At 44.0% G+C, this 14,789-nt stretch carries 15 protein-coding genes; 3 read left to right on the forward strand and 12 right to left on the reverse strand.

Annotated elements, in window-relative coordinates; translation table 11 throughout:
- Positions 1–194: 194 nt before the first annotated feature.
- Positions 195–1,547 (forward strand): TrkH family potassium uptake protein, encoded by a 1,353-nt coding sequence (locus V1498_RS19415; protein ID WP_409295566.1) that lies wholly within the window; start codon positions 195–197, stop codon positions 1,545–1,547.
- Positions 1,548–1,598: 51 nt separating this feature from the next.
- Here V1498_RS19415 and V1498_RS19420 read toward each other — a convergent pair whose 3' ends face one another.
- The 4 genes from V1498_RS19420 to V1498_RS19435 all read right to left on the reverse strand — a co-directional run bounded on the left by V1498_RS19420 (position 1,599) and on the right by V1498_RS19435 (position 4,148).
- On the reverse strand, positions 1,599–2,279 hold the full coding sequence (locus V1498_RS19420; RefSeq protein ID WP_409295568.1) for a DUF4386 domain-containing protein: 681 nt from the start codon (positions 2,277–2,279) through the stop codon (positions 1,599–1,601).
- Between the two features lie 3 nt (positions 2,280–2,282).
- Entirely contained in the window at positions 2,283–2,531 is a 249-nt protein-coding gene (locus tag V1498_RS19425; RefSeq protein WP_409295569.1) for a helix-turn-helix transcriptional regulator, read from the reverse strand.
- 1 nt (position 2,532) lies between these two features.
- The gene (locus V1498_RS19430) at positions 2,533–2,979 is read right to left on the reverse strand and encodes a hypothetical protein (RefSeq protein ID WP_409295571.1); all 447 of its coding nucleotides are present in this window, start codon (positions 2,977–2,979) and stop codon (positions 2,533–2,535) included.
- Positions 2,980–3,146: 167 nt separating this feature from the next.
- Positions 3,147–4,148, reverse strand: a complete 1,002-nt coding sequence (locus V1498_RS19435; RefSeq protein ID WP_409295573.1) for an LLM class flavin-dependent oxidoreductase — start codon at positions 4,146–4,148, stop codon at positions 3,147–3,149.
- 607 nt (positions 4,149–4,755) lie between these two features.
- On the opposite strand from V1498_RS19435, the gene V1498_RS19440 reads away from it, so the two are divergent.
- Positions 4,756–6,222 carry an IS1182 family transposase gene (locus V1498_RS19440; RefSeq protein ID WP_409293864.1) on the forward strand — a complete coding sequence of 489 codons (1,467 nt, stop codon included), beginning with the start codon at positions 4,756–4,758 and terminating at the stop codon, positions 6,220–6,222.
- 152 nt (positions 6,223–6,374) lie between these two features.
- Here the strand turns inward: V1498_RS19440 and V1498_RS19445 are convergent, their stop codons facing one another.
- The 6 genes from V1498_RS19445 to V1498_RS19470 form a co-directional block, all read right to left on the reverse strand.
- Positions 6,375–7,427, reverse strand: coding sequence for an N-acetylmuramoyl-L-alanine amidase (locus V1498_RS19445; protein WP_409295574.1), 1,053 nt, complete (start codon positions 7,425–7,427; stop codon positions 6,375–6,377).
- Positions 7,428–7,793: 366 nt separating this feature from the next.
- Positions 7,794–8,777, reverse strand: coding sequence for a GMP reductase (guaC, locus tag V1498_RS19450; protein ID WP_409295575.1), 984 nt, complete (start codon positions 8,775–8,777; stop codon positions 7,794–7,796).
- 347 nt (positions 8,778–9,124) lie between these two features.
- Positions 9,125–9,949: a DUF817 domain-containing protein gene (locus V1498_RS19455; RefSeq protein WP_409299376.1), complete on the reverse strand. Its 825-nt coding sequence runs from the start codon at positions 9,947–9,949 to the stop codon at positions 9,125–9,127.
- Between the two features lie 56 nt (positions 9,950–10,005).
- The gene (locus V1498_RS19460) at positions 10,006–10,227 is read right to left on the reverse strand and encodes a helix-turn-helix domain-containing protein (RefSeq protein WP_409295577.1); all 222 of its coding nucleotides are present in this window, start codon (positions 10,225–10,227) and stop codon (positions 10,006–10,008) included.
- Between the two features lie 9 nt (positions 10,228–10,236).
- The gene (locus V1498_RS19465) at positions 10,237–10,719 is read right to left on the reverse strand and encodes a DUF2975 domain-containing protein (protein WP_409295579.1); all 483 of its coding nucleotides are present in this window, start codon (positions 10,717–10,719) and stop codon (positions 10,237–10,239) included.
- Positions 10,720–10,974: 255 nt separating this feature from the next.
- Complete coding sequence (locus V1498_RS19470; RefSeq protein ID WP_409295581.1) at positions 10,975–11,565, reverse strand: LysE family translocator; 591 nt, start codon at positions 11,563–11,565, stop codon at positions 10,975–10,977.
- A 116-nt stretch (positions 11,566–11,681) separates the two neighbouring features.
- Between V1498_RS19470 and V1498_RS19475 the strand changes: the two genes are divergently transcribed.
- On the forward strand, positions 11,682–12,236 hold the full coding sequence (locus V1498_RS19475) for a helix-turn-helix domain-containing protein (protein WP_409295583.1): 555 nt from the start codon (positions 11,682–11,684) through the stop codon (positions 12,234–12,236).
- A 470-nt stretch (positions 12,237–12,706) separates the two neighbouring features.
- Here the strand turns inward: V1498_RS19475 and V1498_RS19480 are convergent, their stop codons facing one another.
- Together V1498_RS19480 and V1498_RS19485 are read right to left on the reverse strand one after the other, a co-directional pair.
- Positions 12,707–13,519 carry a ZIP family metal transporter gene (locus tag V1498_RS19480; RefSeq protein ID WP_409295585.1) on the reverse strand — a complete coding sequence of 271 codons (813 nt, stop codon included), beginning with the start codon at positions 13,517–13,519 and terminating at the stop codon, positions 12,707–12,709.
- 167 nt (positions 13,520–13,686) lie between these two features.
- Positions 13,687–14,736 carry an NAD(P)/FAD-dependent oxidoreductase gene (locus V1498_RS19485; protein WP_409295587.1) on the reverse strand — a complete coding sequence of 350 codons (1,050 nt, stop codon included), beginning with the start codon at positions 14,734–14,736 and terminating at the stop codon, positions 13,687–13,689.
- Positions 14,737–14,789: the final 53 nt, after the last annotated feature.

Below are 14,789 nucleotides of genomic sequence, written 5' to 3' on the forward strand. Positions count from 1 at the left end.
GATTCCACCCTTCTTCCCGCATTTACCTGCCACAGCAATTTGCACGGCCGATCGTCCAGACAGTTAAAATTTGTTCTTAATAAATTTTTTCCTCATGCAACAAAAATTTTTAAAGATATACTTTTAACAGAACAGGGAATAAAATAAACAGCATAGTAAAAAAATACAGAGCCCCATATCAAAGGAGACACTTTATGTGGTTTATTGAAAAAATTCAAAATACTAAAGCCATCAGATTACAGCCAGCTCATATTCTTGCATTCGGTTTTATCCTTCTTATTCTGGTGGGTACTTGTTTATTCATGATACCCATGGCTACCAAGGACAGGCATCATCTTTCCTTGATCGACGCCCTGTTTGAGGCGACTTCTGCCGTCTGTGTAACAGGACTGGCTGTAGTTGATACAGGCACCACTTTTACCTTATTTGGACAAATCGTCCTCCTGATTCTGATACAGCTGGGCGGCTGGGGTTTTATAACCAGCAGCATCCTGATGTTTCTCCTGCTGGGCAGGAAAATTGGATTCAAGCAGAGGCTATTATTGCAGGAATCCATGAATACCTTCTCTGTCCAGGGCATCATCAAATTAGTCCAGCGCGTGATTCTGATAACATTATCAGTGGAACTTATCGCTGCCATCATCCTCTCTATCAGGTGGGCGCAGGAAATGAGCATTGGCAAGGCGGTCTATTATGCGATCTTCCACTCCATTTCCGCCTTTAACAATGCGGGCTTCGGCCTTGAACCTGATAATTTAACAAAATGGGCAGGCGATCCGGTGGTGAACCTGGTTATCACATCTCTTTTTATCCTCGGCGGCATAGGTTTTTTTGTGGTTGCCGATGTTCTGGAGAAGAAAAATTGGAGAAGATTTTCCCTGCACACCAAGATTACGCTCGCCATGACGCTCTCATTAAATGTAATCAGCACCATCGTTCTATTTTTGCTGGAGCACAATCAGAAGGCAATGGAAGGCTTGAGCCTTGGTGACAAATGGTGGGCTTCCTATTTCCAAGGTGTCGTAACCCGTACTGCCGGCTTCAATACAATCGATATCAGCCAGATGACCTTGAGTTCCCTGGTGTTTATGATGGGGCTCATGTTTATCGGGGCTGCATCAGGATCCACAGGCGGCGGGATCAAGGTGACGACCTTTGCCTTATTATTACTGACTCTCCGGTCGGTGCTGCTGAATAAGGAAGACATTAATATCTTTCAGCGGAGGATCCCTAAGCCGCTCGTATTAAGGGCGCTGTCTATCGTTGTATCTGCTGTGCTATTCAATTTCCTCATCTTCTTTCTGCTGACGATTACTGAAAAAGGAGCCGATATGGCTGCGATTGCCTTTGAAACCGTCTCGGCATTCGGGACAGTCGGCATGAGCGCCGGTTTGACGATGGATTTAACGGCGATGGGAAAAATCCTTATTACCATCCTCATGTTCATCGGAAGGGTCGGACCGCTGACCTTGGCCTTTGCCCTCGCCGTAAACTCCGGGACAAAGGGAAATATCCGCTATGCCGAAGAAAAGATATTGATAGGCTGATTAACGAAATGGGACTGGCTTCCGCCAGTCCTTTTTATTTATCCGCCTGTCTCACAAAGCAGATTTATTAAATCCTTTCACAATGAGCCAGACTGCGAGAATCATCTCATTCGCCGCAACCGGCAGTGCCAGGATTCCTCCCACAGCCGAGATTTGCTCGATGACGCCGAACATTACCAGCAGAGCGCAGATAAACACAGAAGCAGCACCCGTGATCCCGAGTATCGATATGAACCGCGGCACCAGTCTTGTTTTAAAAAAGATGTAACTGTACATCATCGTATTGAGGCCGAGCATGAAAAGAGGCCCGAGCATGAACGTCCAGTCATGGACTGCTTTTAATAGTGTTCCCGATGCCTGCAGGGAGAGATTGTCTGCGGCACTTATCCCTGCAAACTCCCGGCTCAGAGTTAAGAGGGCCAGCATGCTGATAATGCCCACTGTAATGATGATTCCTTCCAGGAACCTGAAGCAGATATGCAGCAAGGCAATCGTTTCATTGTATCTTCTTAAGAGAGGGAACATGGCAGCGGCCGTGCCGATGATGGATACCACAAGAATCAGCTCCATGAGCGCACCCGTTATCACCTGGTTTGCATGTGTGGAGCCTGCCGCCAGATAGTCTGGTCCATTCAGGATCGGGTCGTACAGCCTCAGGCCGATGACAGCGGTTACTGCTGCCAGTATGAAAAATATCCCAGCAGTTTTTCCAGCTCTTTTATATAAATCCATCTTTCAATTCCCTCCATCCTTATTTTCAATTGACTGAAGATTTTCCCCATAATAGAAGACCTCTTCCAGGGGCAGGCCGAAGGCATTTGCAATACGGAAGGCAAGCTCAAGTGACGGTGAGTACTTCCCTTTTTCAAGAGCCATGATGGTATGCCTGGTTACACCAGCTTTATCAGCCAATTGCTGCTGTGTCATTTCGCCGTGGTTAAAACGCAGTCTGCGGATATGATTGCCAACAGGATTCTTGCCCATCCTACACGCCCCTCCTGTAGTGATAGAGCCTTGTAATGGACCCGGTTAGATCGGAAAGGAAGCCTGATGCGATCAAGATGATGAAAATCAGCTGTGAGGGCTGATAGACGACCAGTGACCCCATAGCGGTCAGGAAGCCGGCAATGAAGACCGCAAACGAATTCCGGTGCGCCTTCAGCTCAATCAGCTTATCCAGTTCGTCTGCAAAACCCGGTTCCTTTTCCCTAGAGGTCAGCCTGAAAATGATAGTAAAAAGAATAGTGATACAAATATGAGAGACAATGGAAAACAAAGTCAGCATGAGGACGAAGGATCCCCAATAACGGACAGCCTCCACAGATGCAAGGCCCCCTCCTGGAAAGCGCGGATACATATAGAGACAATACGACCCGAAAATGAGCATGGAGCTGATGATGGCTGCCACGCTTTTCTTTTCCTGGTAACTCACTCGCTGCACCTCCTGTCAGGTTTTTTTTACTTCGAGTAATATATTCTATGCATGATGGCGGCTGAAGTTGACATGAAGTTAAGCAGAAGTTACATGTACAGGGCTGGATGCTTTTTTCCACAAAAAAAGCAGGCATACTGGATGCCCGCCTTGAACGCTATCGGTTTCTACTTCCCGTCCACAATATCCTTAAAGATCTGATAAGAGCGCTTCTGCTTTTCAGGATCAAAGATATAGGAAACGGCCATGATTTCATCTACCCCATATTTCTCCTGGAAATTAGTGAACTGGGTTTTTACAGTTTCTTTGCTTCCCATGAAGGTCACGCTGGTCATGGAGGAAGCCATTTCCTTCTCCTGCGGGCTCCAGATGCCTTCCATACTGTCAACCGGCGGCTGAAGGGGATTCTGCGAGCCGCGGACCACATTCAGGAAGAACTGCTGCATGGTCGTCGATTCCCTGGCAGCTTCTTCATCCGTCTCGGCGGCAATTACATTCAGGCACACCATCATATACGGCGCATCCAGATATTCAGACGGCTCAAAGCGGCTGCGGTAAATCGAGATTGCCTCTTCCATGTATCTCGGTGCGAAATGAGAAGCAAATACATATGGAAGACCAAGCTTGGCCGCAAGATAAGCAGAATCTGTCGAAGAACCCAGAATATAAATGGGAATGCCAGTGCCTACACCTGGATAGGCTTTGACGTATCCCTGCTTTTCTTCTGGCCCGAAGTAGGTAAGCAGTGCCTGGACATCGTTCGGGAAGGTGTATACTGAATCATTCTGCGAGCGCCTCAGTGCGCTTGCTGTCATCATGTCTGTGCCGGGTGCCCTCCCCAGGCCAAGATCCAGGCGGTCTGGATAGATTGCAGCCATTGTCCCGAATTGTTCTGCCACAACCAGTGGTGAATGATTGGGAAGCATCACCCCGCCGGAACCGACGCGGATACTCTTCGTATGCTCCAATGTATGCTTAATCAATATAGATGTAGCCGAGCTTACAAGTGTTGGGGAATTGTGATGCTCTGCAATCCAGTAGCGTTTATAGCCCATTTCCTCCACTTCCCGTGCGAGTACGGCCATTGATTCAATTGCCTCTCCTGCTCCCTGTCCTTTGCGGATCGGGGCAAGGTTCAGGACAGAAACCGGTATAGTATAGTTTGTCATGTCTCAAGTTCCCTTCCAGATTAAGATATCCCTATCGTATCAATTATCGGAATAGATGCAAATGCTATGCTTAGGATAGCCCAAAAGGAGCATGGCCATCATTCGAATTACGATTTTATAATCCATTGGGAGGGGGAACCGCTGTTAAATGATATAGGAATTATGAAAGTTGGGGATCAAACCTTTAACTTATATATTGACGGATAAATATAACCTCAGTGCTCAAAGTCCTGGATGAGGTGGATTTGAATTTATCTGTACATGACCTAATTCAAAGTTGCTGCAAAAAAACCACAGGTATAATCCGAGGGCACTGAAAAAGTCCTTAAAGGATAGCTTTGTTAAATTGGACGGTTGATTTCCACTCCAGGATGCTACGCTTTCCGCGGGGCGTGCGGTGAGCCTCCTCAGCGCTATAGCGCCTGCGGGGTCTCACCTGTCCCGCTAATCCCGCAGGAGTCTCCGCACCTTCCGTTCCAATCAACCTAGTGCTACTGAACCTATATTTTAGACAAACTATAAGCCGTCCAAATTCCTGACTTTTTTAAGGGATTCGGGCGGTTTTTATTTTATAATAAAGGTAATCTATTCGAAATGGGTGGTTCCAATGATGCCAATGCAACAATCAATCAAACTAAGTCCTTATATGGGTCTCTATGACCTTATCGTGCCAAAGGATAATATGTTGCGCCAGATTAATGATCTGGTCGACTTTACCTTTGTTTACGAAGAGCTCCAGGATAAGTATTGCCTTGATAATGGCCGGAACGCAATCGACCCGATCCGAATGTTCAAATACCTATTATTAAAAACCATCCATGACCTTTCGGACATGGATATTATTGAGCGTTCCAAATACGATATGTCCTTCAAATATTTCCTGGACATGACTCCAGAAGAGGAAGTTATAAACCCGAGCTCCCTGACCAAATTCCGTAAATTGAGGTTAAAGGATAGCAACCTCCTGGATTTGCTTATTAATAAAACGGTAGAGATTGCCTTAGAAAAAGAGATTATCAAAAGCAATTCCATTATCGTCGATGCCACTCATACAAAAGCCCGTTATAATCAGATGAAACCGAAGGAAGTTCTGATGGAGCGCTCCAAGAAGCTGAGGAAGGCGATTTACCAAATCGATGAATCCATGAAGTCCAAATTCCCTCCCAAGAAAAAAACGGATGTGTTGGAGGATGAAATTACTTATTCACAAAAACTTATTGAAGTGATCGAAAAGGAAGAGACAATAGTCCATTATCCGGCCGTTAAGGAACAGCTGAACCTATTGAAAGAGACAGTCTCAGATGACTTGGAACAGCTCCAATGTTCAAAGGATCAGGATGCGAAGGTGGGACACAAGACAGCAGATACTTCATTCTTTGGATATAAGACCCACCTGGCGATGAGCGAGGAACGAATTATCACGGCAGCTGTGATTACGACAGGCGACAAAAATGATGGCAAGCAACTTCATACTCTTATTGAGAAAAGCAAAGAAGCTGGTATGAAGATTGAAACGGTGATTGGCGATACGGCATATTCAGAAAAAGAGAATATTATCTATAGCAAGACAAACGAAATTGAATTGATTGCCAAATTGAATCCAAATATTACCCAAGGCACTCGTAGTAAGGAAAATGAATTTGAATTCAATAAGGACGCTGGGATGTATGTATGTAAAGGAGGACACCTCGCAATCAGGAAGGCTCGACAAGGGAAGAAACATACGGACAGTAACGGCAGGAACCAGGTAGATACCTATTATTTTGATATTGAAAAATGCAAGCGTTGCCCGTTAAGGGAAGGTTGTTATAAAGAAGGAGCGAAAAGCAAGACGTATTCTGTTTCGTTGAAGTCACCTGAACACTCTGATCAGGCAGTGTTTCAGGAAAGTGAGTACTTCAAAGAGAAATCAAAAGAACGGTATAAAATAGAGGCGAAGAATAGCGAATTGAAACACAGGCACGGGTATGATGTAGCCACATCCTCGGGTCTGATTGGCATGGAAATGCAAGGTGCCATGGCCATATTTACAGTCAATTTAAAAAGAATTCTAAAACTGATGGTACAAAAATAAAAGCAAAAAGAGAAAAAAACAGAAAAAGAACCGATTCACTTCCAAAAACATGGAAGTGAATCGGTTTTTTTCGTTTGGATTCTTTAGAAAATCTAAAAAATTGGAAGATTTTCAGTGGCCTCGTATAATCCCTGTGGTTCCTTCAATAAAAATTAGTATTTTTTAAAGTAACTAACAATTCCGTTTGTAATGCCGGCAGCTGCTTTGTCTCTAAATGAACTTGTCTTTAACAAAGATGCGTCAGATGAATTGGACAGAAACCCTACTTCTACAAGTACGCTCGGAACTGTGTTCTTTCGCAGAACGATAAAAGACTCACTTTTCACTCCATTATTTTTCAAACGGGTTGCCGAGTAAGTAGAACTCTGGATATATGTTGCAAGTTCCTTGCTTCTGGCCGGATATGGATTAATTCTATTGTCATCTTCATCCCTGGATCCATTGTAATAGGTGTCCAGTCCGTAGACTGAAGAAGAAGTGTACGAATTGTTGTGGATGCTCACGAAAATATCTGCCCCAACCTTTGAAGAATAAGCCGCACGAGAGTCAGGAGAAACATAAACATCCGTACTTCGAGTTAAGTACACTTTCGCACCCTTTGCTTCCAGCTTAGTTTTCGCTCTTTTTGCAATATCGAGAGTAATATTCTTTTCGTATAAACCAAACCCGGCAGCTCCAGGGTCTCGTCCTCCGTGTCCAGGATCTAATACAATAACATCACTTGTTTTTAATGGTTTCACAGTCGAAGTGGAAGTTGTGACCGCTGCTAGATAATCTTTGGACACATAAGCATTTTTACCGTTATATGTGACAATTTTCCAATTACCTGTCTGCCCGTGTGTACTAATGATGGTCCCCCGTGCATATGAACCCAGAATTTTGGAAGAAGTAGATGGAGTTTCTCTAATATTAAGCGAAGAGGCGTTCACTTTATACTTAGTTATATAGAGCCTGAGATATTGGTCGAAGGCATAAACAGTCTTACCATTGTAGGAGATCTTGTCCCAATCTCCAGTGGTGCTTATTGCCTGCAATACCTTCCCGCTCGGAACATTTGCGATAATTCTGCTTGAAGTAGACGGCTGCTCCCGTAAATTTAAGGAGGTAGCGTTATACACCTGAACGTTCGTGTAAGCACTGGCATTAATGGCGGCAAGTGGCAATAACATTAAAACGGAAGCAAACGATAATAGGAATTTTTTCATATTTCCCTCTCTCTTTGGTGTTTTTTCTATTTACATAAGACATTATAGAGTTAAAAAAAAGAAAAAACAGGAGAGAAAAGTCACATTTCACACATAGGTCCATTGGTCTTATCCTTGCATTCCTTTCGAACCCGCCCGGAGTGTTTCCACCCCAACGATATGGCAGACGTAACTTTGCTTTCGCGGCCGACATAGCTTTCGTATTATGATAAGCACCGCCTGCCTTATGATCGGAGAAGCAGAAAAGAACAAAATTTTTATGTAGATGAAGCGGCATCTGCCGTTTAACCGCCTTATGGGAACGAAGGCTGAGGGAACTTCCTGCAACAAAAAAAGGGCTGCGACTGCAGCCCCGCCCGATGTTTCTTAATACACTTTATCTCCATTAAAGATCGAATTTTTCACGATTACATAATCCACATTCCGGATGGCCGACAGCTGATTCCCGCCTGCATATGAAATGGAAGACTGCAGATCCTGCTCCATTTCTGTCAGGGTATCCTGGAGTGAGCCCCTGAACTCCACATGCATTTTCTTGCCTTCGACGTTTTTCTTTTCGCCTTTTTGGAACTCGGAAGCCGAACCGAAATACTCCTTATACAGCTTTCCGTCCTGTACCACTGTTTCCCCAGGTGATTCCTCATGGCCGGCAAATAGGGATCCAATCATGACCATGGATGCACCAAAGCGGACTGATTTGGCGATATCGCCATGTGTGCGGATTCCGCCATCCGCGATGATCGGCTTGCTTGCTGCCTTGGCGCACCATCTGAGTGCCGCCAGCTGCCAGCCGCCCGTACCAAAACCTGTCTTAATCTTGGTGATGCAGACCTTCCCTGGCCCGATGCCTACCTTCGTTGCATCTGCGCCGGCATTCTCAAGCTCACGGACTGCTTCAGGTGTCCCGACATTGCCGGCGATAACGAAGCTTCCCGGCAGGAGTTTCTTGATGTGTTTGATCATATTTATAACTGCATTTGAATGGCCGTGGGCAATATCAATGGTAATGTATTCAGGTGTCAGATTTTCATTGGCCAGTTCTTCAACAAAGCTGTATTCTTCTTCCTTAACACCGACACTGATCGAAGCGTATAATCCGCGTGCTTTCATGTCCTTCACAAAAGACAGGCGCTTCTCCGGCTGAAAGCGGTGCATGATATAGAAGTAATCATTTTCCGCAAGATATAACGCGATGTTTTCATCGATGATTGTCTGCATATTGGCCGGGACTACAGGGAGCTTGAAAGTCCGCCCTCCAAAAGTAACGGTCGTGTCGCACTCAGTCCGGCTGTTAACAATAGACTTGGCTGGAATCAATTGAATATCTTCATAATCAAATACATTATCCATGTTCTGCACCCCTAAAATAAATATAATTTCACTTCGGCTGCCGCTCTTGGAAGTGTGAATGTTTCGTAAACTTATGCGAGTATGAATCTTGCTTATGCTTTATATACCGGCGAAATAGAAGCAACAGCTACTCCTGCCGCCTATTTCAAAACCCATTAATGAGTATAATACACAAACAATAACTTGTCAAAACAAAATAATGTTCGTGTTTTAAGGAATTTCCTTTGGCATCGATATCACCCGTTTAATAAAGCGCTTTACTTACGAACAGAGCTTCGCTGTCTTAGCCGCTGTCTTTAGGAGTAGAGAAAACCCCTGACACTCTGCATCAGGGGCGGTTATATGGGTTATTTAGTTACGTTCCTGTTCTGGGATCCCGGCCAAGGCTCCAGGTCACCTAGCTTTTTATAAGAAGGCTGACTCTTGACCTGCTTAAGGGATGCGACGATCAGAAAGCTGACGATCACCAGTAAGAGCCATGAGCTTACCTTCCCCAGATGGACAAGACTCCAGGCATCGGTTTGATTCGGATACTCCCACGCCCCAAAGAATGTGGCGATGTTTTCGGCAATCCATATAAAAAATCCGATAAGCATAAAGGATAAGACAATCGGCATGCGGTAACGGCTCCCGCCAACCTCGTAGATGACCCATGATTTCCAAAAGACGATAAGGACGAGTCCAGACAGCCACCACCGCGCATCTCCCCAGAAATGATGAGTGAAGAAATTCAGGTAAATGGCGGCAGACAGCGGCACCACGGCCCACAGCGGCGGCCAATCCACCGTTTCAACGCTCAGCCTCCTCCATGCCTGACAAAGATAGCTCGCTACACTCGCGTACATGAACCCGCTATATAATGGCACTCCGAATACCTTTGCATACCCTTCCTCCGGATAAGACCAGGAGCCCATATGTACCTTGAAAAGTTCAAGAGCAAGACCGATCAAATGAAACAATGAAATGACCTTTAGTTCATCCCGTGTTTCAAGCCCTGTCCGTACCATCCACCATTGCATGAGAAGGCAGATGATGAGCATCCAGTCATAACGCGGCAGCAGCGGAAACGCTAAGAACTTTGTAACAGCGAGCGAGGCAAAGATCACGACAGGAAACAAGCAGGACAGTGCCTGCTCCAAGCCGAAGCGGACGAGCTGCTTCGAAGCCCTGATGGCTTTTGCTTCATATTCTTGCAGTGCCAAATGCATTGTATTTCCCCCTCTTTTGCCTAATGTCCATCATCTTCTTCTCTCCGGTATTCCAAAATATCGCCTGGCTGGCAGTCCAGTGCCTTGCAGATGGCATCCAGTGTTGAAAGCCGGATTGCTTTTGCCTTGGCATTCTTCAAAATGGAGAGATTGGCCATGGTGATGCCAACCCGCTCTGAAAGCTCAGTCACGCTCATCTTCCTTTTCGCCAGCATCACATCAATATTGATTATAATTGCCATGTTTTCACCTCAGACCGTTAAGTCATTTTCTGATTTTATCGTGATGGCTTCCTGCAGCAGTCTTTGAAGGACAGCTGCAAAGACTGCGATGACCATTGATGCAAAAATGAGAACCATCCCGATCAGAATGACCCCCGGTGCATCGTCCTTCTCGGCGACGAGATAAAAGAGAGGCAAGCCTGCTGTAAACAGGATGCTTATTGTAATGGCACAGTATTTGATAATCTTCAAAGCTCTCACCGATAATTCCGAGAATGCTTCATTCCGGTCTATATAGCTTAAAAGTCTGAATGCCTGATACAGGGCTATGTAAAAAGGGACCGTGGCTGCATAAAAAAGGGCATACACAAAGAATTTTATATACACCTTATCCTGATACAAACTTCCTGCAAATTCTGCAATCTCGGGCACCAGGAATATGCAAAGAGCAAGGATGGGGGCACCGATAAAAAGCAGGGCTGTTTTTAAAAAGAGGGTTGAACCGAGTTTCATAAACAAACACCTCGCTATTTTGTTTTCATTTTGAATTTACCATAATATTTATTGTTTTACAATAAACTTTTATTAAAAAAGAACAATTAAATAATGTTTTTACAGGATGTTCTATCATTCATTGTGGCTGTTGAATAAAAAAGTGGTTTGCAGCGAGAGGCACTCGCTTTCCGCGGGTTTGCTGTATAAGGAGTTATATCAGAGAAGTTAATATAAAAAACCGCAGGAGATCAGCTCCTTGCGGCTTTTCTTGGTCTAATGGTTAATTATTGAGATAGCACTATAGACTAATAATAAAGCCATTATAAAGTTAAATACACTTCTGTATCTAACTAAAAAATTCTGAAAGATAGTCCCAAATAAACTCCAACTAGACGAACTGACAAAACCCACAACACCTAAAAATAGAGAATAAAAAAAGTAAATAAAGTAAGAATTGAAATAAGGATGAATAAATGATGATACTACTGTAATTCCAAATAGAATGCCTTTTGGATTAATAAACTGAACAAAGAACCCAATCACAAAAAGGCTTCTATTAGCATCGTTATCAATCCCGTTATTATTAGTTCCTTTGTCCGTAAGCGTTTTGAATGCTAAATATAACAGATAACCAACACCCAAAATAGTTAAGGGTGTTTTAATTATTGGCAAAACCTTTATAAGTAGATGGTTAAAAATACTGCATAGTAATACAAGTATAAAAAAACCTAACCCAACCCCTATACAAAATGTGATTGTCTTCTTAAATCCATATTTAGACGCAAATGACATTGCCATAAAATTATTTGGTCCCGGTGTAAAGCTGCTTATTATGACAAATAAAAGAAATGGTAAAAAAGGCATAAGTTGAGCTCCCCCTTAGTTATCGTGCGTTATATTTTACAATTGTGCGTTATGGCATATATACGTTATATTGTACATTATGAATGTTATACTGTAAATAATAAGGAGGGGATGTTATGGAAGAAATCCAGAAAACATTAGGGAGAAATCTGAAGGCTATACGAGAGAAACAAAAGCTAAGTTTAGAAAAGGTCTCTGAACTTAGCGGTGTAAGTAAAGCTATGATAGGTCAAATTGAAAGAGGCGAATCAAGTCCAACTATAACAACCATTTGGAAAATAGCGAATGGGCTAAAAATTTCTTTTACATCATTAATAAATGCTCCGGAAACTGAAGCAAAAGTCGTCTTGCGAAGTGATGTTCAAGTTTTATCAGAGGACGATGGGAAGTACAGAGTTTTCTCCACATTTCCGTTTTCAGAGGATAAAAAATTTGAAATATACTCAGTAGAGATTGAACCAGAGGGAAAATTAGATTCGATTGGACATAAGGAGGGGACAGAGGAATTTATTACTGTTTTTGATGGCGAAGTCCTTATAAGTTTAAATGGGACGAACTATAAATTGAATAAAGGTGATTCAATTAGGTTTAAGGCTGATAGACCGCACTCATACCTGAATACAAGAAATGAATTAGCTCGTTTAAGTATGACAATTTTCTACCAAAATTGATAATAGTAATGGCTTTTCAGAACGTCCTTCAACTGCAAAATTTATATCACATCCAAAGAAACCAATTATTAAAAAGATTTGAACTCCAAGGAAGAGTATAAAGCTAAGTGCTTAAGTTAATGGCGGCATTTCTTTATGAAGTGATGCCTTTTACTCTATGGAACAAACAGGCAGCATTCCTGAATTATTGAAAATGAATTTGAAGTTTATGAAATTATTTATACAAGCTAAAGGGTGCTTACGTTGTATTTGGATTTAAAACAAAGGACCTTAAATCCGGTCCTTATTTTTTATGGTCATTTATCAACATTATTATTAAACATAGCTTTAATGAAAGAAAGAGCATTTCCCATTACTGGAAAATGCTCTTTCTTTACACCCTGCGATTTTTTGAATAGACCTTACTGCTTTGAGGAAGTGGATTAATTTCCTCTGCAGATGCTCCTAGCCATGAAGCTGCCTATGATTTATTACCCCAACGCCACATCCAGGATCATCATCAGGACGAAACCAATCATCAGGCTCATGGCTGCTAAATCCTTATGCCCGTTTTCCTGCGAGCCGGGAATTACTTCTTCCGCCACTACAAAGATCATGGCACCAGCTGCAAAACTCAAGGCATAGGGCAGCAGCGGTTCAATGAAGGATACGGCAAGAGCGCCGATGACTGCGGCGACGGGCTCAACCATTCCGGAAAATTGTCCATACAGGAAGCTCTTCCGCCGGGACATCCCTTCGCCTCTTAAAGGCATGGAAACGGCCACGCCTTCCGGGAAGTTCTGGATGCCGATCCCGAGCGCCAGGGTGACGGCTCCTGCCAAGGTGGCTTCTGTCCCGCCGTTTGCGAGTGCACCGAAGGCGATCCCCACCGCCAGGCCCTCCGGTATATTGTGCAGGGTGATAGCGAGCACCAGCAGCGTGCTTCTCTTCCTGCCCTTCGAACGATATCCCTCGGATTTACCTCCCGATCCGCTTGGATGCTGATGGGGAATGACCTTATTGATCCCCCATAAAAAAAGGCCCCCTAAGAGAAAACCGGATGCTGCCGGAAACCAAGCTCCTATTGCATGATTCTCCGACATTTCGATTGCAGGGGAAAGCAGGGACCAATAACTGGCCGCGATCATGACTCCTGCAGCAAACCCCAGCATCCCATCCAAAATTTTTGTGTGTACCGTTTTGGCAGCAAATACGATGGCAGCCCCCAATGCGGTCATCCCCCAGGTAAATAGTGTGGCGAAGAGCGCCTGGGTGACCGGGCTGAAGTTCTCTAAAAATTGCATGTATAAGTTCCCCCTAGTTCGTTCTAGCAGTATTTACCTTAAAGGAGTATACCCGCTTCGAAAACGAAACTAACAAGGGAGGGGGAGGAGTCCTGCATTAATACTGTCATTCTAGAGTCTTCGAAGTCAGTTTCAGCAAAACATTACTGACAGCCGGCTAATCCTTTTTACCTCACCATTTGCTTCACCAATTCCCGGTTTCGCTTTTTGAACACTTCATTATGGGAAGATACCATGGCGGTTTGTGCAGCATCCGGCTGTATGAACTGCTTGGCCCTGTTAACGGCATTGGCCGCATCCTGGAAGGCACCGGCTATTAAATGGACTTTGCCATCATGCTTCAATATATCTCCGGCTGCATAAAGTCCCTTCACAGATGTCTCACTGCCCGAATTGCCGGCAATATAAAAGTCTTCAATCATGTTAATTTCTACTTCACTGTTTTTTACTAAGCCTGTATCTTGTTCATAGCCGTGATTAATGATCACTTCATCCACGGAAAGATACTGTATCTCGTCAGTAACATGATTAGTCAGTTCTACCCGCTCGATTTTTTCCTGATCGTCACCTGCAATCAGCTTGGTAATGGAAGAATGATAAATCGCGGTCACTGAACTATTTGCCAGCTGGGCAGCCTGCGCTTCATGACCTGAAAGTGCCCCTTTGCGGCAGATGATCAGCACCTGGGCTGCAATCGGTTCCAGCTCATTTGCCCAATCAACCGCAGAGTTCCCCCCTCCTGAGATGATTACAATTTTATCTTTAAAATGCTTCAGGGATTTGACTGTGTAATTCAGGTTGGACACTTCGTATCTTTCAGCGCCTTCAATTTTCAGCTTTTGCGGCTTTAATATTCCGCTTCCGACTGACAGAATGACTGTTTTTGAATAATGTGTATTTCCAGAGGATCCTGTTAATACAAAAATACCTTCTTCATCCCTGCGGATTCCCTCTACTTTTTCATTTAAGACGACGGTCGGATCGAATGTTAACCCCTGTTCAACAAGCTGATGAATTAATTTTGCTCCAGGAAGGGGCGTCAAGCCTCCCACATCCCAAATCATCTTTTCAGGATATACATGAATTTTCCCGCCCAGCTGCGGCTGAAACTCTATGAGTTTTGTCTTCATTTCCCTCAAACCGCTGTAAAAGGCAGAATACAGCCCTGCCGGACCGCCGCCGATTATTGTTACATCATAAATATCCCTCTGCTCCATCCCCGTCACACCCCTCGCTCCGTTTTCTTAATTATATTCATTGTAAATGATAA

Origin of the sequence: Paraperibacillus marinus (assembly GCF_046237605.1) — a bacterium.
Taxonomy (GTDB): domain Bacteria; phylum Bacillota; class Bacilli; order Bacillales; family DSM-1321; genus Paraperibacillus; species Paraperibacillus marinus.